Annotated in this window: 18 protein-coding genes and 3 pseudogenes; 9 read left to right on the forward strand and 12 right to left on the reverse strand. The window is 73.7% G+C overall.

Going from position 1 to position 23,591, the window contains the following annotated elements; all coding sequences use genetic code 11:
* Window positions 1-151 precede the first annotated feature (151 nt).
* The 5 genes and pseudogenes from QQK26_RS07660 to QQK26_RS07680 all read right to left on the reverse strand — a co-directional run bounded on the left by QQK26_RS07660 (window position 152) and on the right by QQK26_RS07680 (window position 5,805).
* Window positions 152-1,087 (reverse strand): 4-(cytidine 5'-diphospho)-2-C-methyl-D-erythritol kinase, encoded by a 936-nt coding sequence (locus QQK26_RS07660; protein WP_284231673.1) that lies wholly within the window; start codon window positions 1,085-1,087, stop codon window positions 152-154.
* 41 nt (window positions 1,088-1,128) lie between these two features.
* Window positions 1,129-1,965, reverse strand: a complete 837-nt coding sequence (gene rsmA / locus QQK26_RS07665; protein ID WP_284231674.1) for a 16S rRNA (adenine(1518)-N(6)/adenine(1519)-N(6))-dimethyltransferase RsmA — start codon at window positions 1,963-1,965, stop codon at window positions 1,129-1,131.
* The gene (locus QQK26_RS07670) at window positions 1,965-2,855 is read right to left on the reverse strand and encodes a TatD family hydrolase (RefSeq protein WP_431307994.1); all 891 of its coding nucleotides are present in this window, start codon (window positions 2,853-2,855) and stop codon (window positions 1,965-1,967) included. The genes rsmA and QQK26_RS07670 overlap by 1 nt, the downstream gene beginning before the upstream one ends.
* A pseudogene (gene metG, locus QQK26_RS07675) lies at window positions 2,852-4,437 on the reverse strand (methionine--tRNA ligase). Before metG ends, QQK26_RS07670 begins: the two are co-directional and overlap by 4 nt.
* 30 nt (window positions 4,438-4,467) lie before the next feature.
* Window positions 4,468-5,805, reverse strand: coding sequence for an aminotransferase class I/II-fold pyridoxal phosphate-dependent enzyme (locus QQK26_RS07680; RefSeq protein ID WP_284231675.1), 1,338 nt, complete (start codon window positions 5,803-5,805; stop codon window positions 4,468-4,470).
* Window positions 5,806-5,903: 98 nt separating this feature from the next.
* Here QQK26_RS07680 and pdxS point away from each other — a divergent pair, with 98 nt between their 5' ends.
* From pdxS to QQK26_RS07705, 5 genes and pseudogenes are all read left to right on the forward strand, one after another.
* Window positions 5,904-6,800, forward strand: coding sequence for a pyridoxal 5'-phosphate synthase lyase subunit PdxS (gene pdxS / locus QQK26_RS07685; protein WP_284231676.1), 897 nt, complete (start codon window positions 5,904-5,906; stop codon window positions 6,798-6,800).
* Window positions 6,794-7,386, forward strand: a pseudogene (gene pdxT / locus QQK26_RS07690) (pyridoxal 5'-phosphate synthase glutaminase subunit PdxT). Before pdxS ends, pdxT begins: the two are co-directional and overlap by 7 nt.
* A gap of 16 nt (window positions 7,387-7,402) precedes the next feature.
* Window positions 7,403-8,758, forward strand: coding sequence for a serine hydrolase domain-containing protein (locus tag QQK26_RS07695; RefSeq protein WP_284231677.1), 1,356 nt, complete (start codon window positions 7,403-7,405; stop codon window positions 8,756-8,758).
* Between the two features lie 51 nt (window positions 8,759-8,809).
* The gene (locus QQK26_RS07700) at window positions 8,810-9,163 is read left to right on the forward strand and encodes a DUF3140 domain-containing protein (protein ID WP_284231678.1); all 354 of its coding nucleotides are present in this window, start codon (window positions 8,810-8,812) and stop codon (window positions 9,161-9,163) included.
* A complete protein-coding gene (locus tag QQK26_RS07705) occupies window positions 9,160-10,170 on the forward strand; it encodes an SDR family oxidoreductase (RefSeq protein WP_284231679.1) in 1,011 nt (336 codons plus the stop codon). Before QQK26_RS07700 ends, QQK26_RS07705 begins: the two co-directional genes overlap by 4 nt.
* A 490-nt stretch (window positions 10,171-10,660) precedes the next feature.
* Here QQK26_RS07705 and QQK26_RS07710 read toward each other — a convergent pair whose 3' ends face one another.
* Window positions 10,661-11,593, reverse strand: coding sequence for a hypothetical protein (locus QQK26_RS07710; RefSeq protein ID WP_284231680.1), 933 nt, complete (start codon window positions 11,591-11,593; stop codon window positions 10,661-10,663).
* A gap of 57 nt (window positions 11,594-11,650) precedes the next feature.
* Here QQK26_RS07710 and QQK26_RS07715 point away from each other — a divergent pair, with 57 nt between their 5' ends.
* Window positions 11,651-12,064, forward strand: a complete 414-nt coding sequence (locus QQK26_RS07715) for a hypothetical protein (protein ID WP_284231681.1) — start codon at window positions 11,651-11,653, stop codon at window positions 12,062-12,064.
* A gap of 37 nt (window positions 12,065-12,101) precedes the next feature.
* Here the strand turns inward: QQK26_RS07715 and QQK26_RS07720 are convergent, their stop codons facing one another.
* The 3 genes from QQK26_RS07720 to QQK26_RS07730 form a co-directional block, all read right to left on the reverse strand.
* Window positions 12,102-12,365, reverse strand: a complete 264-nt coding sequence (locus tag QQK26_RS07720) for a protealysin inhibitor emfourin (RefSeq protein WP_284231682.1) — start codon at window positions 12,363-12,365, stop codon at window positions 12,102-12,104.
* 155 nt (window positions 12,366-12,520) lie between these two features.
* On the reverse strand, window positions 12,521-13,240 hold the full coding sequence (locus QQK26_RS07725) for an aspartate/glutamate racemase family protein (protein ID WP_284231683.1): 720 nt from the start codon (window positions 13,238-13,240) through the stop codon (window positions 12,521-12,523).
* Window positions 13,237-14,799 carry an NCS1 family nucleobase:cation symporter-1 gene (locus QQK26_RS07730; RefSeq protein WP_284231684.1) on the reverse strand — a complete coding sequence of 521 codons (1,563 nt, stop codon included), beginning with the start codon at window positions 14,797-14,799 and terminating at the stop codon, window positions 13,237-13,239. The genes QQK26_RS07725 and QQK26_RS07730 overlap by 4 nt, the downstream gene beginning before the upstream one ends.
* Before the next feature lie 188 nt (window positions 14,800-14,987).
* Here QQK26_RS07730 and QQK26_RS07735 point away from each other — a divergent pair, with 188 nt between their 5' ends.
* Window positions 14,988-15,587 (forward strand): cupin domain-containing protein, encoded by a 600-nt coding sequence (locus tag QQK26_RS07735; protein WP_284231685.1) that lies wholly within the window; start codon window positions 14,988-14,990, stop codon window positions 15,585-15,587.
* Window positions 15,588-15,873: 286 nt separating this feature from the next.
* On the opposite strand, the gene QQK26_RS07740 is transcribed toward QQK26_RS07735, so the two are convergent.
* Window positions 15,874-16,932 (reverse strand): M4 family metallopeptidase, encoded by a 1,059-nt coding sequence (locus QQK26_RS07740; RefSeq protein ID WP_284231686.1) that lies wholly within the window; start codon window positions 16,930-16,932, stop codon window positions 15,874-15,876.
* A gap of 666 nt (window positions 16,933-17,598) precedes the next feature.
* On the opposite strand from QQK26_RS07740, the gene QQK26_RS07745 reads away from it, so the two are divergent.
* Window positions 17,599-17,877 carry a hypothetical protein gene (locus QQK26_RS07745; protein WP_284231687.1) on the forward strand — a complete coding sequence of 93 codons (279 nt, stop codon included), beginning with the start codon at window positions 17,599-17,601 and terminating at the stop codon, window positions 17,875-17,877.
* Here the strand turns inward: QQK26_RS07745 and QQK26_RS07750 are convergent.
* Together QQK26_RS07750 and QQK26_RS07760 are read right to left on the reverse strand one after the other, a co-directional pair.
* Window positions 17,864-18,955 carry a fatty acid desaturase family protein gene (locus QQK26_RS07750; protein WP_284231688.1) on the reverse strand — a complete coding sequence of 364 codons (1,092 nt, stop codon included), beginning with the start codon at window positions 18,953-18,955 and terminating at the stop codon, window positions 17,864-17,866. The two genes, QQK26_RS07745 and QQK26_RS07750, sit on opposite strands and share 14 nt — an antisense overlap.
* A 142-nt stretch (window positions 18,956-19,097) precedes the next feature.
* Window positions 19,098-22,582 (reverse strand): annotated as a pseudogene (locus QQK26_RS07760) (bifunctional proline dehydrogenase/L-glutamate gamma-semialdehyde dehydrogenase).
* Window positions 22,583-22,724: 142 nt separating this feature from the next.
* Here QQK26_RS07760 and QQK26_RS07765 point away from each other — a divergent pair.
* Complete coding sequence (locus tag QQK26_RS07765; RefSeq protein WP_284231691.1) at window positions 22,725-23,564, forward strand: phosphatase PAP2 family protein; 840 nt, start codon at window positions 22,725-22,727, stop codon at window positions 23,562-23,564.
* Window positions 23,565-23,591: the final 27 nt, after the last annotated feature.

Here is a 23,591-nt window from a genome sequence, read left to right on the forward strand (position 1 = left end):
GCGATGCCGACCACCGCGCGCACCCCTGCTTCGTGGAGCGCTCAACGCGCGGACGCGGGCACCTGGCCCGACGTCTCGATCATGCGAGGCGCAGTCACGCGAGGGCTCCCGCACAAGACGCGTGTGCGTCGACGGTTCACATCCGCCCGCCTCAGTCGTGCACGATGCGCGCGCCGTGCACCGGGCCGGTCACGCGCAGCGTGCGGTAGCCGGATGCGCTCAGCGCGACGTGCAGTTCCAGCGCCGCATCCGAATCCGCCACCAGGAAGGCCGTGGTCGGCCCGGAGCCGGAGACGACGCCGGCCAGCGCGCCGCTCGCCTCGCCCGTCTCGAGCACCTCGGCGATGCTCGGACGCAGCCGCAGCGCGGGGGCCTGCAGGTCGTTGCCGAGCGACTCGGCGAGCATGTGCGGGTCCCCCGCGCGCAGGGCCTGCAGCACGTCGGCGCCGACCATGGGGGCGCGCACGGCCGGGAAGATGTCCTGCTTGTGCCGCTCGCGGTGCTCGTCGAGCGCCGCGTAGACCTCCGGGGTCGAGAGGCCGTGCTCGGCGGGCACGAGCACCCAGTGGAAGACGCCCTTGGCGAGCGCCGGGCTCAGCCGATCACCGCGGCCGGTGCCGATGGCGGTGCCGCCGGTGAGCGCGAAGGGCACGTCGGCGCCGAGCCGTGCGGCGAGCGCGAGCAGCTTCTCCCGGCCGAGGCCGGTGCCCCAGAGCGCATCGCAGGCGAGCAGGGTCGCCGCCGCGTCGGCCGAGCCGCCGCCCATGCCGCCGGCGACGGGCACGTGCTTGTCGATCTCGAGGTGCGCGCCGCCGCGGTAGCCGGTCTCGGCGGCCAGCAGGCGCGCGGCGCGCACGGCGAGGTTGGCCTCGTCGAGGGGCACGCCGCTCGTGTCGATCGTGCCCGTGAAGGCCACGCTGAAGCCGTCCGCGTGCGAGGCGCGCACGTCCTCGTAGAGCGAGACCGCCTGGTAGGCGACGGCGACGTCGTGGTAGCCGTCTTCCTGCAGCGCGCCGACCTGCAGGGCCACGTTGATCTTGCCCGGGGCTCGCGCGTGCACCACTGCGGCGGGCGGTGCAAGGCTCATGCACCCACGCTAGCGGTAGCGCCGCGACGGATGCGCGAGCCTCAGGCCAGCGACGCCCTCGCGATCGCCAGGAAGTCGGGCATCGAGAGCGCCTCGCCGCGGGCGGTCGGCGCGAGCCCGGCCCGCTCGATGACCTCGGATGCGGCCGCCGACGATCCCAGCACGCTCGAGAGCGACTGCCGCAGCATCTTGCGGCGCTGCTGGAAGGCGGCGTCCACGAGGCTGAAGGTGCGGATGCGCTCCTCCTCGGTGCCCGGCGCCGCGCCGCGCTCGAACGCGACCAGCACGCTGTCGACGTTCGGCACGGGCCAGAACACCTGACGGCTGATCGTGCCGGCGAGCCACCAGCGGCCGTACCACGCGGCCTTCACCGAGGGCGAGCCGTAGATCTTCGAGTCGGGGGTGGCGGCGATGCGCTGGCCGACCTCGGCCTGCACCATGACGACGCCGCGCGCGATGTGCTCGAAGCCGCCGATGAGGTGCAGCAGCACGGGCACGGAGACGTTGTAGGGCAGGTTGGCGACGAGCGAGGTCGGACCGCCGGGCAGCTCGGCCACCTTCAGCGCGTCCTCGTTGATCACCGTGATGCGCGCCTCCGGCTGCATCGCGGCAACCGTGTGCGGCAGCTGCTGCGCGAGCCGCGGGTCGATCTCGACGGCCAGCACCTCGGCGCCGGTCTCGAGGATGCCGAGGGTCAGTGAGCCGAGGCCCGGGCCGACCTCGAGCACCAGCTCGTTCGACTGCACGCCGGCGGTGCGCACGATCTTGCGCACCGTGTTGGCGTCGAGCAGGAAGTTCTGGCCCAGCTTCTTCGTCGGCTGCAGGTCGAGCAGCTCGGCGAGGTCGCGGATCTCGGCGGGTCCCAGCAGCGCGGCCATCAGATGCCCCAATCGCCGTAGACGGCCTCGGTGTTGGCGGCCACCTGCGCGGCCAGCTCGTCGACGGGCGCCCCGAGGTGCGCGGCCATGAAGCGCAGCGTGTGCGGGATGAGGTACGGCGCGTTCGGGCGACCGCGCAGCGGCGCGGGGGTCAGGTACGGCGCGTCCGTCTCGACCATCACGAGCTCGCGAGGGACGACCTCGAGCGCCTCGCGCAGGTTCGGCGCGTTCTTGAACGTGACCGTGCCGGCGAAGGAGAGGTACCAGCCGCGCTCGGCGGCGAGGCGCGCCAGGTCGGCGTCGCCGGAGAAGCAGTGGAAGACGGTGCGCTCCGGGGAGCCGACCCGCTCGAGCATCGCGACGACGTCGTCGTGCGCGTCGCGGTCGTGGATCTGCAGCGCGATGCCGTGCCGCTTCGCGATGTCGATGTGCGCCTCGAAGGCCTGCAGCTGCACGCGCAGCCCGTCGCCCTCGGTGCGGAAGTAGTCGAGCCCCGTCTCGCCGATGGCGCGCACGCGGTCGCGGGCGGCCAGCTGGTCGAGCTCCGCGAGCGCGGCGTCGAGGGTGCCCTCGGCGGCGTACCGCGGGGTCTCGTTGGGGTGCAGGGCGACGGCCGCGAGCATCCGCCGGTCCTCATCCGCTCGATCCGCCGACCAGCGCGACGTCTCGAGGTCGGTGCCCACCTGCACGACGCCGCGCACGCCGACCGCGGTGGCGCGATCGAGCTGCTCGCGCCAGTCGAGGGGCGCGTCGCCGTCGGCGATCTCGAGGTGGGTGTGGTTGTCGTACACCGGCACCGCGAGCGGCTCGGGCAGCGGCGGGTACGCCCGCTTGGAGGCGCCCGGCTCGGGCCCCTCCTTGCGCTGGCGCACGTGCACGGGATCGCTCACGCGGTCGTCGTCTCCTGCTCGATGCGCGGGAACAGCGGCTCGAGCGCGGTCGTGGCGGTGCCGGCGGGGAGCTGGCCCCAGCGGGCCGCGTCGCCGAGCGGCTGCGCGGCCAGCGCGCCGAGCACCGGCTCGGCGCCCAGCGCGGTCCAGAGCTTCTGGGCGGCCTTCGGGATCACCGGCGAGAGCAGCACCGCGAGCGCGCGCAGCCCTCCGCGGTGGTGTTGAGCACGGTGCCGAGCCGTTCGCGGGTGGCGTCGTCCTTCGCGAGCACCCAGGGCTGCTGCTCGGTGATGTAGCCGTTGAGCTCGTCGACGATGGTCCAGACGGATGCGATCGCCTCGTGGATGGCGAAGCGGGAGATCGCGGCGTCCGCATCCGCGACGGCAGCCTCGACGACCTGGTGGATGCGCGCCTCCGCCGCCGTCTCCTCGCCCGCGGCCGGAACGGCGCCGTCGAAGTACTTGGCCAGCATCGCGATCACGCGGGAGGCGAGGTTGCCGAAGCCGTTCGCGAGCTCGGCCTGGTAGCGAGCGGAGAGGTCCTCCCAGCTGAACGAGCCGTCCTGCCCGAAGGCGATGGCGCGCAGGAAGTAGTAGCGGAACGCATCCGAGCCGAACGTGTCGGTGATGTCCTGCGGGGCGATGCCGGTGAGCTTCGACTTCGACATCTTCTCGCCGCCGACGAGCAGCCAGCCGTGGCCGAAGACGTGCTTGGGCACCTCGAGGCCCGCGGCCATGAGCATGGCGGGCCAGATGACGGCGTGGAAGCGCGCGATGTCCTTGCCGACGAGGTGCACGGCCGGCCAGCGGCGCGCGAGGGTCTCGTCGTCCTGGCCGTAGCCGGCGGCCGTGACGTAGTTGAGCAGGGCGTCGAACCAGACGTAGACGACGTGGTCGTCGTCCCACGGCACCTTGACGCCCCAGTCGAAGGTGGAGCGCGAGATGGAGAGGTCCTCGAGGCCGCGGCGCACGAAGCTGACGATCTCGTTGCGCACGCTCTCGGGCTGGATGAAGTCGGGGCGCGTCTCGTAGAGGTCGAGCAGGCGCTCCTGGAAGGCGCTCATGCGGAAGAAGTAGTTCTTCTCCTGCAGCAGCTCCACCGGCTTGGAGTGGATGGCGCACACCTTCTGGTGCTCGAAGGCGCCGGTGCCGTCGACGAGGTCGCTCGGCTGCTTGTACTCCTCGCAGCCGACGCAGTAGAAGCCCTCGTACTCGCCCGCGTAGATGTGCCCCTCGTCGTAGAGGTGCTGCAGGAACCGCTGCACGCCCGTCTCGTGGCGCTCCTCCGTGGTGCGGATGAAGTCGTCGTTCGACATGTCGATCGTCTGCAGCAGCGGCTGCCACGCCTCCTCGACGAGCTTGGTCGCCCACGCCTTCGGGGTGGTCTCGTTGGCGACGGCGGTGCGCAGGATCTTCTGCCCGTGCTCATCGGTGCCGGTCAGCAGCCAGGTGTCGTCGCCCGACTGGCGGTGCCAGCGCGCGAGCACATCGGCCGCCACCTCCGTGTACGCGTGCCCGATGTGCGGCACGTCGTTGACGTAGAAGATGGGGGTGGTGATGTAGAACGAGTCGCCCGAGGCCATAACCCCCATCCTACGGGCGCTGCGGCTGCGTCATCGCGCCGCCAGCGCCTCGGCGAGCGCCGCCGCGAAGCGCTCCGCGCGCTCGACGGTCATCGTCGAGATCGTGACCCGCACGGCCGCGCCGCCTCCCGCTCCGGTGACCCCTCCGGCGCCTCCGCCGGTCCCTCCGCCGGTCACGAAGTCCACGCCGCGTCGCACGGTCCAGCCGGATGCGGCCAGCGCCGTCACGACGGCGTCCTCGTCGCCGTCGAGCGGCACCCAGACGTTGACGCCGTCCTGGTGCGGGGCGGCGGCGATGCCGTGCACCGCGAGGGCGTCGGTCAGCATCCGCGCCCGCTCGGCGTACGCCTCGCGAGCGGCGCGCAGCAGCTCCTGGGTGCCCGGCGCCTCGAGCACCGCCGCGACCGCGCGCTGCAGCAGGTGGCTCACCCAGACGGCGTGCCCGCCGCGCGCGTCGAGCAGGGCGCCGGTCTCGTCGTCGCAGTGCACCATCGCGACCCGCAGGTCGGGGCCGAGCGACTTCGACACCGAGCGCACGAGCGCCCAGCGCCGGGCGCCGGGCGGGGTGCTGCGCGCGTACGGCGCTTCGGCGAGCCCGGCGTAGTGGTCGTCCTCGACGACGAGCACGTCGGGGTGCTGCGCGAGCTCGGCGCGCAGCTGCTCGGCTCGATCGGCCGAGATGCTCGACCCGGTGGGGTTCTGCGCGCGCGGGGTAAGGATGACGGCGCGGGCCCCCGCCCGCAGCGCCTCGCGCAGCGATTCGGGCCGCGGCCCCTCCGCATCCATGGACACGCCGATGGGCCGCAGGCCGTGCAGCCGCAGGATGCCGGCGTGCGAGAGGAACCCCGGGTCCTCGACGGCGACGGCCTCGCCGCGCACGAGGGCGCTCGAGAGCAGCCGCTCGATCGCGTCGACGGCGCCGCCGGCGACGGTGATGCGGTGCGACTCCGGCAGCGATCCGCGCACCTGGGCTCGCGCGATCGCCTCGAGACGCGGATGCACGGGCGGCGCCCCGTAGAGCACCGGCTGCGCGTCGGCGGCCAGAGGCGGCAGCGGTGGCAGGAGCAGCGGATCGGGATTGCCGTCGGCGAGGTTGACGGCGCCCTCGCGGCTCGCCCGTCCCTCCCCCGGCAGCTCGGCCGCGGCGGCGGCGACGGTGCCGCGGCGCCCGTGGGACTCGACCGCGCCGATCGCGGCGAGCTGCGCGTAGGCGGCGGCGACCGTGTTGCGGTTGACGCCGAGGTGCTCGGCGGCGGCGCGCATCGTGGGCAGCGTCTCGCCGGGCGCGAGTGCGCCGTCGGCGATGGCGGCGCGCACGGCGTCGACGATCTCGGCGGCGGTGCTGCCGGTGAGGCGCTCGACGCGCATGCGGACCTCCCCTGCCGACGGACGTGCCCACGCTATCGTCACGTATCCGATCGCATTGTCCTAGGACAAAACGACCTGCGGGTGTATCGTCCCCTCCCATGACCGAACAGCACCCCGCCACCGGAACCGCCCGCGTCAAGCGCGGCCTCGCCGAGATGCTCAAGGGCGGCGTCATCATGGACGTCGTCACCGCCGACCAGGCCCGCATCGCCGAGGATGCCGGCGCCGTCGCCGTCATGGCGCTCGAGCGCGTGCCCGCCGACATCCGGGCGCAGGGCGGCGTCGCCCGTATGAGCGACCCCGACCTGATCGACGCCATCCGCGCGGCCGTGTCGATCCCCGTCATGGCGAAGGCCCGCATCGGCCACGTCGTCGAGGCGCAGGTGCTGCAGGCGCTCGGCGTCGACTACATCGACGAGTCGGAGGTGCTCAGCCCGGCCGACTACGTCAACCACATCGACAAGTGGAGCTTCGAGGTGCCCTTCGTCTGCGGTGCGACGAACCTGGGCGAGGCGCTGCGGCGCATCACCGAGGGCGCGGCGATGATCCGCTCCAAGGGCGAGGCGGGCACGGGGGACGTCTCCGAGGCGACCAAGCACATCCGCACCATCCGCTCCGAGATCGCCGCCCTGGCGTCGACGCCGGCGGACGAGCTCTACGTCGCGGCCAAGGAGCTGCAGGCGCCCTACGACCTCGTCGCCGAGGTCGCCCGCACCGGCGCCCTGCCCGTCGTGCTCTTCACCGCCGGCGGCGTCGCCACCCCGGCCGACGCGGCGTTCATGAAGCAGCTCGGCGCCGACGGCGTCTTCGTCGGGTCCGGCATCTTCAAGTCCGGCGAACCGGCCAAGCGCGCGGCCGCGATCGTGCGCGCCACGACCTTCTTCGACGACCCGGATGCGATCGCCGAGGCCTCGCGCGGCCTCGGCGAGGCGATGGTCGGCATCAACGTCGCCGACCTGCCCGCACCGCACCGGCTCGCCGAGCGCGGCTGGTGAGCGGCGCCCGCGTCGGGGTGCTCGCGCTGCAGGGCGGGGTGCGCGAGCACCTGCGCGCGCTCGGGCGGCTCGGCGCGGATGCGGTGCCGGTGCGCAGGCCCGGCGAGCTCGACGGGCTCGCCGGGCTCGTCGTCCCCGGCGGCGAGTCGAGCGTCATCGACAAGCTCGCCCGCGCATTCGGGCTGCGCGACCCGTTGCGCGCCGCCATCGCCGACGGGCTGCCGGTCTGGGGCACCTGCGCCGGGCTCATCCTGCTCGCCGAGCAGATCGAGGGCGGCGCGCCCGGTCAGCGGCAGCTCGGCGGCCTCGACGTCACCGTGCGCCGCAACGCCTTCGGGGGCAGCGCGAGTCGTTCGAGACCACGATCGCGATGCCGGCGATCGGAGCGGATCCGGTGCGCGCCGTGTTCATCCGCGCTCCGGTCGTCGAATCGTTCGGCCCCGAGGTGGAGGTGCTCGCGACGCTGCCGGACGGGGCCATCGTCGCGGTCCGCCAGGGTGGACTGCTCGGCACCGCCTTCCACCCCGAGACCACGGACGACGAGCGGATGCACGCCTACTTCCTGAACGAGGTCATGGGCGGATGAGCGCCACAATGGATCGGTGACGATCCCTGCAGCGCTCCTGACCGACCTCGACGCCCGCTTCTCGGACTACCTGGCCACCGGCCGCGCGCCCGGCGCCGCCTGGGGCGTCTTCGACCGCAGCGGCCTCGTGCACGCCGACGGCGACGGGCGCGACCGCGCCTACCGCATCGCGTCCTGCACGAAGAGCTTCACGGCCGCCGCGGTGCTCGCGCTGCGCGACGAGGGTGCGCTCGCGCTCGACGACCCGATCACGCGCTGGGTGCCGGCGTTCGCATCCGTCCCCCTGCCGACGGCGACGTCGACGCCGCCGACGGTCGCGCAGCTGCTCACGATGTCGGGCGGCCTCGCCACCGACAACCCGTGGGGCGACCGGCAGGAGTCGATCACCGACGACGAGCTCGACGCGCTGGTCGCCGCAGGTCTCGGCTTCGACACCGTGCCCGGCACGGCCTTCGCCTACTCGAATCTCGGCTACGCGCTGCTCGGCCGCGTCGTGCAGGAGGCTGCGGGGGCGCCGTTCCGCAGCGTGATCCGCCGCCGCTTCCTCGACCCGCTCGGCCTGGTCCACACCGGCTGGGACGCGACGGTGGAGGCGCCCGGCGGCATCGCGCCCGGCCTGCACGCGCGCGACGGGCGCTGGGAGGAGCTGCCGTTCAGCGGCCCCGGCGCCTTCTCGGCGATCGGCGGCCTGTTCAGCACGGTCGAGGACCTCGCCCACTGGGCCGGCTGGCTGGCGAGCGCCTTCGACCCGTCGCTGCCCGCGCTCGGCGGCCCGCTGTCGGCCGCGAGCCGTCGGGAGCTGCAGCAGATCCACCGCTTCGACGGCGTGCGCGGCTACGGCTACGGGCTCGCCGTCGACGTGCACCCGGGGCACGGCCCGCTCGTCGCGCACTCGGGCGGCTACCCCGGCTTCAGCGCGCGGATGCGCTGGTCGGCCGAGCAGGGCGTCGGCGTCGTCGCCTTCGCCAACGGCACCTACGCGAACGTCGCCGAGCCGGCGGACGCGGCCCTCGTCGCGCTGCTCGACGGGCTCCCCCGCCGCGACCGGCTCGCGGAGCTGTGGCCCTTGACGCGGGCGGCGCAGCAGGCGGCGACCGCCCTCATCCGCTCGTGGTCCGACGCGGATGCGGAGCGGCTCCTCGCGATGAACGTCGCGATGGACGAGCCCCTGGAGCGCCGCCGCGCCCAGATCGAGCGCGCGGTCGCCGCGGTCGGCGGGCTACGCGAGGCGCCGGCCTTCGCCGAGCGCTCGGTGGCGCCGTCGCACCTCGAGTGGCGGCTCTCCGGCGTGACCGGCTCGCTGAGGGTCGTCATCGAGATGACCCCGCTGGCGGAGGCGACCGTGCAGACGTTCCGGGTGACGGTGGGCTGACGTCCAGCCCCGCGGCGGCGGCGCGGAGCCGGCGTGGGGAGAGTGCTCGGCATGGATGACGACGAGCGCACGAGCATCGCGAAGGACTGGGACGAGGCGGTCAACCTGACCGCGAAGCAGCTGGAGGACTGGCTGCAGACCGAGGAGTCGAAGTCGGTGGGGCAGGGCGACGGCGAGTCGACCGGCCACCGGAGCGGACGGCGGATCGTCGAGATCCTCGGCACGAAGCGCGCCGACCTGAGCGACGCCGACTGGGCGCACATGCGCAAGGTCGTCGGCTACGTGCACCGCCACCTCGAGCAGCGGCCGAAGGGCGACGTGACCGAGACGAACTGGCGCTACTCGCTCATGAACTGGGGTCACGACCCGGAGAAGGCGGGCGCTTCGCGGGGAGGGCGCTCGTGAGCGCCCGCATCGCCGTCGTCACGGGCGGCACCGCGGGCCTCGGCCGCGCCACCGCGCGCGCCCTCGCCGAAGACGGCTGGGACGTCGCCGTGCTCGCCCGCGGCGCCGACGGACTGGCCGCGACCCTCGCGGAGATCGAGGCGAGCGGACGCCGCGGGCTCGCCATCGCGACGGACGTCGCCGACCGCGAGGCGGTGGAGTCCGCCGCCGCCCGCGTGGAGGCCGAGCTCGGCCCCATCGACCTCTGGGTGAACAACGCGATGGTCGGGGTCTTCGGCACCTTCCTCGACACCGACCCGGACGACTTCCGCCGCGCCACCGACGTCACCTACTTCGGCGTCGTCAACGGCACCCGTGCCGCGCTGTCGCGGATGGTGCCCCGCGACCGCGGGCACGTCATCCAGATCGGCTCGGCGCTCGCGCACCGAGGCATCCCATTGCAGGCCGGCTACTGCGGCGCCAAGCACGCCATCAAGGGCTTCACCGAGTCGGTGGTCGCCGAGCTCACCCACGAGGGCAGCGCCGTCGCGATCTCGATGGTCGACATGCCGGCGCTCAACACGATCCAGTTCAGCTGGGTCAAGTCGAAGCTGGACGCGCACCCGCAGCCGGTGCCCACCATCTTCGAGCCGGAGGCGGGCGCCCGCGCCGTCGTGCAGGTGGCGCGCACCCCGCGCCGGCGCACGTGGGTCGGCGAGCCGACCGTCATGACCGTGCTCGGCAACATGTTCCTGCCGCGCTTCATGGACTGGTACCTGTCGAAGGCCGCCTGGGACGGCCAGTTCGCGCCGGACAAGGACGGGCCCCGGCTGCCGGAGAACCTCTACGAGCCCGCGCCCGGCGACCACGGCGCACGCGGCGCGTTCAGCGACCGTGCGAAGGAGGACTCGGTGCAGCTCTGGGGCATCCGCAACCGCCGGCTCGCGGCGGGTGCCGGCGCGGCGCTCGGCGCGGCGCTCGGCGCGGGCGCTGCCGCGCTCGCCGTCGGGCTGCTGCGCCGACGCTGAGGCTCGGGCCCGGCTTCTGGGCACCGCGGGCTCGGCTCCGGCCTGCGCGGATCGCGGGCTCGGGTCGGGGTCGCGTGCACGGACTGTGCAGTACCGCGACGACAGCGGAGTACGCGGAATCATGCTGCGCTGTCGTCGCGGTACTTCGTCTCGTGCGTGCCGACCGCTCCGGAGGAGCAACGTCCTGCGCGAGTCCGAAGCATGCCCGCTGCTCCGCCGACCCGGTCGGCCGTACGCGAACGACGCTGCGGTATCGGAACGGATGCTGCGCTGTCGTCGCGATACTGCGCCGTGAGGAAGGTGTGCCAGGCCGGATGGGCGGAGCGGCACGCTCGGCCGGGCCGGCGCGGCGCGGCGCGGCGGCTCGGCTCCGCGCGGCGGCTCAGCGCGGCGGCTCGGCGGCTCGGCGCGGCGGCTCCGCGCGGGCGCACGGGCACCGCAGGGCGCACCGAGCCGTCGCCCTGCGCTCAGCCGTGCCGTCGCGCTGCGCTCAGCCGAGCGGCTTCAGGCCCTCACGGGTCTCGACGAGGAACTCGAGCTGGGCGGGCGTCGGCCAACCCGGCAGCTCCTGCACGTCGCGGCCCTGCTCGAACCACTCGAGGTGCTGCTGCTCGGTCCAGTCCGCTGCGGGCTGCACGAAGAGGTTCGCGAGGCGGCCGTCCAGCACGGTGACGGCCACGTCGAAGCTGCGGTCGTCGAGCGCCGTGTACCGCCCGACCACCGGGAAGTTCGCGTTCCCCGGCACCGCCAGCGGCGAGCCCTCGGGGATGGCGAAGCCGATGCCCGGGTAGAACGCTTCCTCGTCCTCCCCCAGGTACTCGACGGCGCGGGCGAGCTTCAACTGGGCACGCAGCTCGTACGAGCCGTGGTCCTCGCTGCGCTCGAGCAGCGCCTCGACGAGGGCGCGCGCGGGTGCCGGGATGTCGACGAGCTGCTCCTCGAGGGCGGGCTGCTCGTCGTCGAAGAGCCGTTCCAGCTCCTCCAGCTCGCGCTGGTCGGCGCTGCGCTTCGAGAACCACCAGCTGGCCGCGGTGGCCGCGACGGCGCCGAGGGCCATCGCGAGGCGCGGGGCGGGAACGCCCGCGCGCTGGAGGCGCTGCTGGAACCGTGCATCCGCCGCCTCGCCCAGCTCGGCCGCTGCGAGGGTGAGGCCGGCGGCTCCGGCGGTGAGACCGCCGCGCAGGCCGGGCTGGTCCTGCAGCTGCGGCTCGTCGCGCAGGCTCGCCCAGACGACGGCCGCACCGAGACCGGCGTTCGCCAGGCGCAGCGCGAAGCGCGCCCGCGGGCCGAGCGAGGCCGGGTCGATGAGCGCGAGCGCACCGGTCGCGGCGCTCGTGACGACTCCGTGCTCGACGCTTCGAGCGTCGCCCAGGCGGCGGAGGGAGGTGAGCAGGCAGTGCTGGATGTCGTCGCGGGTCGGCATGCGCCAACGCTAGCGCCGGCCGCTGGCAGAACCCAGGCCGCGTCCTAGGCTGGAGGCATGACCCCGCGCGTGCCCGGCCTCACCGACCTGCAGCCCACCGACGCCCCCGAGGGCGTGACCGCCTGGCTCGGGTGGGCCGGCGACCTGCCGGTCACGATCGTCGTCGAGGAGCCCGCCACCGAGGAGCAGCTCGACACGTCCTTCATCGCCGGCGTCCTCGCCGACGCCGACGCGTGGATCGTGCGCGCCGGCGACGCGGTCGAGGAGTTCTACCGCGCCGAGGCCGGCACCGCGACCGGGTGGTCGCCTGAGGCGACCTTCTGGGCAGGGCAGGAGTGGAGCATCCGCTTCGCCGAGTGCCCGCTGCCGGAGGTGGGCGACCTCGGCGTCGCGGTGCTGTTCTCGGGTGAGACGCTCGACTCGGTCGAGGACCTGTCGGCGGACGACGCCGACGACGCGCACGGACGCTGACCGATGCTGACGGCCCGTCGCCCGAAGCGGACCACCGTCAGCCCTGCGCGGCGCGCACCCGGTCGACGAGCTCGCGCCAGGGCCCCTCGAGCGCCGACTCCCCCACGCGCACCTCGTGCGTGGACGAGCGGATGCGGTACACGTAGCGGTCCGGACGGCCGTCCTCCGCGGGCGGCGCCTCCCACGGCACGTGCTCGAGCAGCTCGCGCCACGCATCGGCGTCGGGCTGCTGTTCGACGACCACGGTCCACTCCCGCGAGAGGCCCGCGACACCGCCGCTGCGCACCACCGTGATCCTCATGCGGCCGATGGTACGCCGCGCGCCGGGACGTCGCCCGATCGTGCTCGCAGCGGTGCGAGTCCTGGCGCCCGGGGCCGCGCCGCGGGCGCCAGGACTCGCACCGCTGCCGCTCGGGTCGGACGCGCTCAGATCGAACGCGCTCGGATCGAACGCGCTCAGACCCGCAGCAGCTCGCCCGGGCGGCGCGGTGGGGGCGCGTACTCCTCCCGCCGCGACGTGCTGGCGCCCATGCGCACCAGCGCGCTCGCCAGGCCCACCGCGGCGGCCACGCCGTCGATGACGGGCACGCCGAGGCGCACCTCGAGGGCGGTGCAGAGATCCGTCATGCCCGCGCAGCCGAGCACGATCGACTCGGCCCCGTCCTCGTGCACGGCCCGCTCGGCGAGGGCGCCGATGCGCTCGACCGCGGCGGGCGACGCCTCCTCGAGGTCGAGCACCGGGATGTCGGCGGCGTAGGCCGCCGCGCACGCCTCGCCGAAGCCGTAACGCCGGGTGAGGTCGCGGGTATGGCCGAGCGTGCGGGCCAGCGTGGTGACGACCGCGAAACGGCGGCTCACCAGCGCGGCGGCGTGCATGCCCGCCTCGGCGATGCCGATCACGGGCCCGCGGGCGAGCTCGCGCGCCGCGTCGAGGCCGGGATCGCCGAAGCAGGCGATGACGTGCGCGTCGGCGCCGCCCGCATCCGCTCGTTCGATCGCCCGCAGCAGGCCGGGCAGGGCCAGTGCGTCGTCGGTGTGGCTCTCGAGGGCGGCGGGCCCCTCGTCGTTCGTGACGGCGTCGATCTCGACGCCGGGCCCGGCGACCGCCCGGGCCGTGACCGCGATCTTCGCGGTCATGGCCCGCGACGCGTTGGGGTTGACCAGCTGGATCCTCACGCGGCGTCCTCCGATACCGAACCGTCGTCGACGCCCTCGGTCTCGCCCTCGAAGGACGGCACGCGCGGGCGCATCCGCTCGAGCAGCACGAACAGCGCGAAGCCGATGCCGCAGCCGATGAACCAGCTGAAGTTGCCGAGCCAGGTGAGGTCGACCAGGCCGAGGTCGGCGAGCGGGCGGGTGAGCACCGCCGCGGCGACCGACGGCAGGCCGGCTCCGACCATCGCCCAGATCGCGTTGGGGTTGACGCCCTTGCGGTACCAGTACGCGCCGTTCTCGGCCATCGTGTACATCGCGTCGACCTTGATGCGCTGGCGGGCGACCACGTAGTAGCCGGCGATGAGGATGCCGAACAGCGGTCCGATCAGCGCACCGAGGAAGCCGAGGGTGTACTGGATCGCCTGGTCGTTGTTGTACCAGTTCCAGGGGGTCAGCAGCACCGAGCCGACGGCGGCGATCATGCCGCCCATCCGCCAGCTGATCTTCGACGGGGCGACGTTCGAGAAGTCGAAGGCCGGGGCGATGAAGTTGGCGACGATGTTGATGCCGACGGTCGCGGTGACGAAGGTGAGGCCGCCGAGCAGGATCGCGAAGGGCGTGTCGATGCGCTCGACCGTGTGGATCGGGTCGGTGATGAGCTCGCCGAACACCGGCACGGTGGCGGATGCGGTGAGCACGGTCAGGATCGAGAAGAACAGGAAGTTGACGGGCAGGCCGAGCAGGTTGCCCTGCTTCACGGCCTTGAACGACCTGCCGTAGCGCGAGAAGTCGCCGAAGTTGAGCATCGGGCCCGAGAAGTACGACACGACGATCGCGATGGCCGCGAACATGACGGGGATCGACGCCCAGAGGTCGAGGGGCTCGCCGACGGAGAGGTCGAGGCTGATGTTCTCCCACCCCGCCCGGCTGACCAGGTAGACGGCCAGCACGATCATGACGACGTAGACGGCGGGCCCGGCGAAGTCGATGAAGCGGCGGATGCGCTCCATGCCGCCCCAGAACAGCGCGGCCTGGGCGAACCACAGGATCGCGTACGAGATCCAGCCGAGCGCCGAGAGCCCGAGGAAGGAGTAGTCGGTCGCGAGCGCCGCGGAGCCGGGGATGAACTTGAGGAACACGATGTTCAGCGACTCGGCGGCGAGGAAGGTCTGCACGCCGTACCAGGCGATGGCGATGAGACCGCGGATGATCGCGGGCACGTTGGCGCCGCGGATGCCGAAGATCGCCCGGTTGACGACCGGGTAGGGCACGCCGGTGCGCTGGCTCGGCTTCGCGACGAGGTTGGTGAAGACCTGCACGATGACGATGCCGACGATGAGCGAGACGAGCACCTGCCAGCTGGCGATGCCGAGCGCGAAGAGACTGCCCGCGGTGACGTAGCCGCCGACGCTGTGCACGTCGCTCATCCAGAACGCGAAGATGTTGTAGCTGCCCCAGCGTTGCTTGCGCAGCGGGGCGAGGTCCTCGTTGGCGAGGCGCGGATCGTAGCCCGGGCGCAGGTTGGTCTCGACGGGGGTCGCCGTCGCGGGGGCGGCGTCGCGCTCCAGTTGGTCGGTCATGGGTGGCCTTTCGTCCTGCGGCGTTCGCCGCTCGTCGGTGACGGGGATGGAGCCGGTGATGCGATGACCTGAAGTTATGACTTCGCGATTCGGGCGGCGTTTCCGCGATGTGAACGGCGTGTAACGCCTGCTGGGCTGCGCGAGCTTGCAGTTCGGACTTCACGACGGGCGGTGCATATCATCGAGGCGTGGACGAACCCGACGCCCCGGCCTCCCTCGGCGCCCGCCTGCGCGCGGTGCGCGAGTCGCGCGGCCTGAGCGCCTCAGCGCTCGCGCGAGCACTCGGCATCTCGGCGAGCGCCGTCTCGCAGATCGAGCGCGACGTCATGCAGCCCTCGGTGTCGCGGCTCATCGCCATCACCGATGCCCTCGGCGTGCCGCTCGCGACCGTCTTCGGCGACGGCGGCCCGGTCGACGCCGAGCCGAACTCGGTCGCCTCGCTGGCGGGTCACGACTTCGCGCTGACGCGCGCCGGCCAGGCGCCGGCCGTGGAGCTCACCGGCGGCGTGCTGTTCCGCCGGCTCTCACCGCTGCCGACCCCCGGGGTCGACTTCTTCGAGTCGACCTACCCGCCCGGCACGGCGGCGACGCCGGACGCGGAACGCATCCGTCACGAGGGCCACGAGATCGGCACGGTGCTCTCCGGCGAGCTCACCATCGATTTCGACGACGAGCGCGTGGTCCTGCGGGCCGGGGATGCGATCAGCTACGAGTGCTCGCGCCCGCACCGCATCCACAACGCCGGCACGGCGCCGGCGGTGGCCACCTGGCTGATCGTGCATCCGTAGGGTTCGGCGCATCCGCGGGGGTCGGTGCGTCCGCGGGGTCAGGGCGTCCACGGGGGTCAGCGCGTCCACGGGGTCAGCGCGTCCACGGGGTCAGGGCGTCCGCGGGGATCAGGGCGTCCGCGGGGATCAGGGCGTCCGCGGGGTCAGCGCGTCCGCGGGGATCAGGGCGTCCGCGGGGATCAGGGCGTCCGCGGGGATCAGGGCGTCCGCGGGGATCAGGGCGTCCGCGGGGATCAGGGCGTCCGCGGGGATCAGGGCGTCCGCGGGGTCAGCGCGTCCGCGGGGGTCAGCCCAGGACCAGCCCCACACCCTCCCAGGCCTCGATGACCGCGGCGGCCTCGCCGGAGCCGTCGCCGTACTGCTCGGCGGCGGTCGCGACCGTGGCGACGGCGAAGGCCGAGAAGTCCATGGTCGGCGTGACGCGACCGCTCGTGAGCGTGTCGTACCAGATGCGGCCCGCCGTCTCCCAGGCCCGCCCGCCGAGCTTCGTCGCTGCGAGGAAGAAGGCGCGGTTCGGGATGCCCGAGTTGATGTGCACCCCGCCGTTGTCGTCGCTCGTGGCGACGTAGTCGTCCATGTGGCCGGGCTGCGGGTCCTTGCCGAGCACGTCGTCGTCGTAGGCGGTGCCCGGGGCGCTCATCGAGCGCAGCGCCGACCCCTGCACCTCCGCGGTGAAGAGGCCCTCGCCCACGAGCCAGCTGGCGTCGGCCGCGTTCTGCCCGCGGGAGTACTGCTCGACGAGCACGCCGATCACGTCGGCGATGGACTCGTTCAGCGCTCCGGACTGGCCCTGGTAGACGAGGTCGCCGGAGTGCTGGATCACGCCGTGCGCGAGCTCGTGGCCGATGACGCTCAGCGAGGCGGTGAAGCGGTTGAAGACCTCGCCGTCGCCGTCGCCGAACACCATGCGCTCGCCGTCCCAGAAGGCGTTGTCGTAGTCGCGCCCGAAGTGCACGGTCGCGTCGAGCGGCAGCTCAGCGTCGTCGATCGAGCGGCGGCCGAACACCTCCGCGAAGAACGCGTAGGTCTCGCCGAGGCCGTCGTAGGCCTCGTCGACGGCCACGTCGCCGTTAGACGGCTGGCCCTCGGAGCGCACCAGCACCCCGGGCAGCTGCTCCGCGCCCTGCGCGTCGCCGATGCTGCGCGCGGGCCCGGCCGGCTCGTCGGTGCCGGGCTCGGCGACGAGCGTCGACCGCGGCCGCAGCGGCGCCACGCGTCGCGCCGCGCGGAAGTCGGCCGCCTCCTGCAGCGAGAACCGCGCGGCGGCGGACGCTCGGCCGAAACGGGGGTCGTCGGTCTCGGCCAGGCGGTGCAGCAGGTACGGGGGGACGATGAAGCGAGCCATGGGACGACTCTCCCAGCGACCACTGACACCCGTCCAGGGGGCGGGCGGATGCTCAGCCCGCGTTCGCGAACCCGAAACCTGCCGCGCGGCTCACGTCGGCGCGCGGCCACGCCCGACGCGGCGACGCGCCCGATGCGGCGATGCGGCGACGCGGCGACGCGGCTGCGCGGCTGCGCGGCGACGCGGCTGCGCGGCTGCGCGGCTGCGACTCAGCGCCGAGACGACGACTCAGCACCGCATCCGCTGCTGACATGTCGCGAACGCACTGAGTCATAGCGTGGCCCGGCGTCACGACGCTGGCTCCGCGCGACACCGACCGTGAGCGGCACCAGGCCCGCGCGGCGCCGGCTCCGCGCGGCAACGCCAGTCGCGCGCGGCAACGCGGGCGCGCGCGGCAACGCGGGCGCGCGCGGCAACGCGGGCGCGCGGCGACTCAGCACCGAAACGACGACTCAGCACCGCATCCGCTGCTGACATGTCGCGAACGCACTGAGTCATCCGCGAGGCGCGGCAGCGGCGAGTGCAGCGCGGCGGCAGCGGCGCGGCGCGTACGGCGGGTGCTGCGCGGGGCGGCGCGGTGCGGCGACGCAAGCGCGCGGCCACTCAGCACCCAAGCGACGACTCAGCACCGCATCCGCTGCTGACATGTCGCGAACGCACTGAGTCATGCGCGAGGCGCGGCAGCGCGGCGCGGCAGCGCGGCGCGGCAGTGCGGCGCGGCAGCGCGGCGCGGCAGCGCGGCGCGGCAGCGCGGCGCGGCAGCGCGGCGCGGCAGCGCGGCGCGGCAGCGCGGCGCGGCAGCGCGGCGCGGCAGCGCGGCGCGGCAGCGCGGCGCGGCAGCGCGGCGCGGCAGCGCGGCGCGGCAGCGCGGCGCGGCAGCGCGGCGGCAGCGCGGCGCGGCAGCGCGGCGGCAGCGCGGCCGCCGCGCGGGTCACCAGCGTTTGAGGGACATCGCCGTCGGGCAGTCGAAGGGGTCGCGAGCGGAGAGCCCGACCCGGTTGAGGTAGCCGATGACGATGCGGTAGGAGCGCACCAGGTTCGTCTCGGTGTACGGCACCGACTGCTGCTGGCAGTGCTCCTTGACGATCTCGCGGGCGCGGGCCAGGGCGGGCCGCGGCATGCTCGGGAAGAGGTGGTGCTCGATCTGGTAGTTCAGGCCGCCCATGAGCGCGGTCACCGGCACGCCGCCGGTGATGTTGCGGGAGGTGAGCACCTGCTTGCGCAGGAAATCCATCTTGCTCTCGCGCGGCACGATCGCCATGCCCTTGTGGTTCGGGGCGAACGAGGCGCCCATGTAGATGCCGAACACGGCCAGCTGCACGCCGAGGAAGGCGAAAGCCATGCCGAGGGGCAGCAGCCAGAATACGGCGCCGACGACCACGACGAAGCGCGCGGCGATGAGGCCGAGCTCGATCCAACGACCCGGCGTGGTGGCATCCGTGGCCCGGTCCTTGATGGAGCGCAGGTGCAGGTTGATGCCCTCGAACGCCAGCAGCGGGAAGAACAGGTAGCCCTGGCGGCGGGTGATCCAGGCGACGATGCCCTTCGCCTTCTCGGCGTCCTCCTCGAGGAAGGAGATCGTGTCGACCTCGATGTCCGGGTCCTTGCCGACCTTGTTCGGGTTGGCGTGGTGCCGGGTGTGCTTGGTCATCCACCACGAGTACGAGATGCCGACGACTCCGGCGGCGAGGGCGCGGCCGAGCCGGTCGTTGGCCTTGCCCGACTCGAGCACGGCGCGGTGCGAGGCCTCGTGGGCCAGGAAGGCCACCTGCGTGAAGACGATGCCGAGGGCGGCCGCCATGAGCAGCTGCAGCCAGGAGTCGCCGAGCAGGATCATGCCCGTGATCGTGCCGCCGAGCGCGAGGGCCAGCACCGACATGAGGGTGATGTAGAAGCCGTAGCGGCGGCGCAGCAGTCCGGCGTCGCGGATGGTGCGCGAGAGCGCCGAGAACGTGCTCGTGATGGCGTCGCCGGGCTCGCGGCGCGGGCGCGTGGGGATAATTCGGGGTGCAGCGAAACTCATGACGCGGCTTTCGGGTGGGGTCCGACTTCACAGCCGCGGGGGTGGGAGCGTGCGCTCCATCGTGCAGATGGTCCAAGGCTAACCGCCGCCCGCCGGGGTCCGGTCCGCCGCGGCGGATTCGGAGCCGCCGCGCTGAGCCCTCTCAGCGCAGCGGCGTGCCGAAGCGGTGGTTCGTGATGCTCAGCGACTGCTCCCGCAGGTACGGCAGCAGCGCCGCGCGCGGGTGCGGCGCCGGACCGACCGCGAGGTGGATCGCCGGCGAGCCGAGCGCCCACGCGATGCTCTTCGCATAGACCGGGTCGACGAGGCGGATGCGGGAGGGCCGCCGCTTCGACACCGCCCCGATCCACTGCTGGTCCGTCTCGACGAGCGCGAAGTCCGCGAACGGCACCTCCGCCTCCGACCACGCCCGCGCGACGGTCGGAGGCAGGGAGAGGGTGAGGATCGCGCCGGTGCGCAGGGCCGCGGCGATCTCGCGCAGCACGGCGACCGGGTCGGCGGCCTCGTTCATCCGCAGCTCGATGGTGGCCGGTCGGTAGCGCAGCTCGTTGCGCTCGACGCCGAGACCCGAGGGTCTTGCGGCTCGGCGTAGCGCTCGCGCCAGGCGAGCTCGTCGCCGATGACGGCGGCGCGCAGCCCGAGCATCGCGTCGGTGGACGAGGGGTCGCCGCCGATGATCCGCTCGGCCGCCGCGAGCACCCGGGCGACGCGTTCGTGCACCTCGCCGCGCAGCGACGCCGCATCGAGGTCGAAGGGCGCGAGGTCGCCGAAGCCGAGCAGGTAGTTCGGGCCGCCGGCCTTGGCACCGGGGCCGACCGACGAGCGCTTCCAGCCGCCGAAGGGCTGGCGCCGCACGATCGCGCCCGTGATGCCGCGGTTGACGTAGAGGTTGCCGGCGCGCACCTCCTCGAGCCACAGCTCCTGCTCCTCGACGTCGAGGCTGTGCAGGCCCGCGGTGAGCCCGAAGTCCGTGGCGTTCTGCAGCTCGATGGCCTCCTCAAGGCTGCCGGCCGCCATGATGCCGAGCACCGGGCCGAACGCCTCGGTGCGGTGGAACGGGCTGCCGGGCTGCACGCCGGCCTTGATGCCGGGGCTCCACAGACGGCCCTCGTCGTCGAGTCGGCGCGGTTCGAGCAGCCAGCGCTCCCCCGGCTGCAGCACGGTGAGCGCGTCGAGCAGCTTGCCGGCGGCCGGCTCGATGAGCGGACCCATCTGGGCGCGCGGGTCCTGCGGCAGGGCCACCACGAGCGAGGCGGCCGCATCGACGAGCTGCCGCTCGAAGCGCTCGGACTCGGCGACGCTGCCCACGAGGATCGCCAGCGATGCCGCCGAGCACTTCTGGCCGGCGTGCCCGAAGGCGCTGCGCACGAGGTCGGCGACCGCGAGGTCGAGGTCGGCGCTGGGGGTCACGACGAGGGCGTTCTTGCCGCTGGTCTCGGCGAGCAGCGGCAGCTCGGGCTTCCACGAGCGGAACAGCTCCGCCGTCTCGTAGGCGCCGGTCAGCACGACACGGTCGATGCCCGCGTGCGTGACGAGCCGCTTGCCGAGGTCGCCCTCGGCGACGTCCGCGAGGCGCAGCACGGACCTCGGCACGCCCGCGTCCCACAGCGCCTGCACGACGACGGCCGCCGAGCGGCGCACCTGCGGGGCGGGTTTGAGGATGACGGACGCCCCCGCGGCGAGCGCCGCGAGCACACCGCCGGCGGGGATCGCGACGGGGAAGTTCCAGGGCGGCACGACGAGCACGAGCGTCGCCGGGGTGAAGCCGAGGTCGTCGAGCTCGGGCGCCAGGGAGGCGTAGTACTCGGCGAAGTCGGCGGCCTCGCTGACCTCCGCGTCGCCCTCGGAGAGGGTCTTGCCCGCCTCGCTCGCCATGACCTCGAGCAGCTCCTCGCGCGCCGCGCGCAGCGAGGCGGCGGCGACCCGCAGGACGCGGGCGCGCTCCTGGGCGCTCAGCCCGCCCCACTCCGGCTGGGCGGCGCGCGTCGCGGCGACGAGCCCGTCGACCGACTCGGGCTTGGTGATCGCCGAGTCGGCCACGAGCTGCCGCCCCAGGTCGGAGTCGGCGGAGCGCTCGAGGATCGCCCGCCCCCAGGTGCGGTTCGCCGCGACGGCGGTGTCGGTGTCCGGGGTGTTCACGAAGTGCTCGTGCGCCTCCGGCTGCTCGGTCGCGCGGTCCTGCACCCGGTTCGGGCCGACCCGCGGCGAGACGGTGAGCGCTCGGGCGGCGCGGTAGCGCTCCGCCTCCCGCTCGAAGAGCGAGTGCTCGCCGGTGAGCCGGTAGAGCGCGCTCATGAAGTTCTCGGGGCTGCCGTTCTCCTCGAGGCGGCGCACCAGGTAGGCGATGGCCGCGTCGAAGTGCTGGGGGTCGACGACCGGCGTGTAGAGCAGCAGCCCGCCGACGTCCTCGCGGATCCGCTCGCCCAGCTCGTCGGCCATGCCCAGCAGCATCTCGACGTCGACGTGCTCGCTGAGGCCGCGCCGCTCGGCGAGCAGGTGCGTGTGCGCGATGTCGAAGACGTTCTGACCGGCGGCGCCCAGGTGCACCCAGCGCATCCGCTCGGGGTGCAGCATGCGGTCGATGACGGCGCGGTAGTTCGCATCCGTCTCCGCCTTGCTGCCGAAGGTGGCCAGCGGCCAACCGTGGATCGCCGCGTCGACGCGCTCCATCGACAGGTTGGCGCCCTTGACCACGCGGATCTTGATGGGCGCCCCGCCGGCGCGCACCCGGTCGCGCGCCCATCCGGTCAGCTCGTCGACGGCGCCCAGGGCGTCGGGCAGGTACGCCTGCACGACGATGCCGGCGCGCAGGCCGAGCAGCTCCTCGTGGTCGAGCAGCCGCCGGAACACCGCGATGGTGAGGCCGAGGTCGCGGTACTCCTCCATGTCGAGGTTGATGAACTTCGGCGTCGGGCTGGCGGCGGCGTACCGGTAGAGCGGCAGCACCCGCTCCACGACGCGCTCCACCGTCTCGTCGAAGGCCCAGAGGCCCAGGTTGCTGACGATGTTGCTGATCTTGATCGACACGTAGTCGACGTCGTCGCGCCGCAGCAGCCGGTCGATGCCCTCGAGCCGGCGCTGCGCCTCCGTCTCGCCCAGCACGGCCTCGCCGAGCAGGTTGATGTTCAGCCGCACCCCGGGGGTGCGCAGCTTCGCCATCGCCGCGCCGAAGGCCTCGGGCGTCGCGTCGACGATGAGGTGGCCGACCAGCTCGCGCAGCACCCGCCGCGCGATGTGCACGACCGGCCGGGGCAGGATGCGGGCACTCGGCCCGCCCGCGCCCAGCACGGCCTGCAGGCCCAGCGGCAGGAAGCGGGGCGGCGGGCTCGCCAGACGGGCGAGCTCGCGCGCCGCGGCCCTGGAGTCCTCCGGCCGCACGACCCGGTCGACGAAGTCGATGGTGAAGCGCAGGCCCTCCGGGTCCTCGAGCGCGCGGGCGAGCAGCGCGGCCGATCCGCGCGGCTTGTGCGCGGCCGCCTCCTCGCTCCATCGCCTGGCGAGCGCGACGACCTCCTCGGTGAAGGCGTCGTCGACGATCGCCGGTCGCTCGACGGTGGCGTCGTCGAGCGGATGGGCGGCGGCGGTGCGCTCGGTCGGGGGCTCCTCGGGTGCGGCGCGATCCTGCATCCGCTCAGCATCGCCCTCCCGCCTGGGGGAGCGCAGGGCGGCGCGCCGTCGCCCAGCGGTCCCCAGGACTTCGCGTCGCGGTCGGCTGGGTGCCGGCCCCGCGCATCCGCCCGCCACGCGGCGATGCCGGTAGAACGGTGCGATGGCGGATGAGCGGATGCAGGACCTCGGCGCGGGCCCGGACCCCGGAGCGGAGGGCGAGCTGCGGCAGGACCGGCGGATCGGCACCGTCGAGCTGACCCACTGGTACACCCCGTGGGGGCGGGCGCTGGCCGCGCTCGCGCACCGGATCGGCGAGCGGCTGGGCCCGTACGCGGCCCTCATCATCACGCTGCTCGTCGGCGCCGGCATCGCGTTCGCGCTCAGCGCCGTCGCCGTCCAGGTCTACGACGCCGTCACGGACGAGGACGGCGTCGCCGGCGTCGACCAGCCGCTGCTCGACCTCGCACTCGGCCTCAGGAGCCCGACCGCCGAGACCGTCGTCACCCTCTTCACCGACCTCGCGGGCACCACCGTCATGCCGATCATCGCGGTGGGCACGGCGCTCATCCTGGGCGTGCACCGCCGCTCCTGGACCCCCGTCGTCCTGATCGTCGCCTCGGGCGGCGGATCGCTGCTCATGACGATCGCGGGCAAGGAGCTGATCCAGCGCGAGCGCCCGCCGCTCGCCGACGCCGTGCCGCCGTTCGAGCACTCCCCGTCGTTCCCGAGCGGCCACACGCTCAACGCCGTGGCGGTCGTCGGCATCATCGCCTACCTGCTCATGCTGCGCCGCAGCACGACGCGGGCCCGTGTCGCGCTCGCCATCGGCGCCGTGCTCGTCGCCGCGTTCGTCGGGCTCAGCCGCGTGTACCTCGGCCACCACTGGTTCACCGATGTGCTGAGCGGATGGGCGCTCGGCGCCGCCTGGCTGTCGCTCGTGATCACGGCGCACCGCCTGTACCTGACGGCCCGGGAGCGGTCGCGCAGCAGCGCCTCCTAGGGTGACCGGACGAGGATCGCCACCACC

Origin of the sequence: Arenivirga flava (assembly GCF_030161575.1) — a bacterium.
Classification (GTDB): Bacteria; Actinomycetota; Actinomycetes; order Actinomycetales; family Microbacteriaceae; genus Arenivirga; species Arenivirga flava.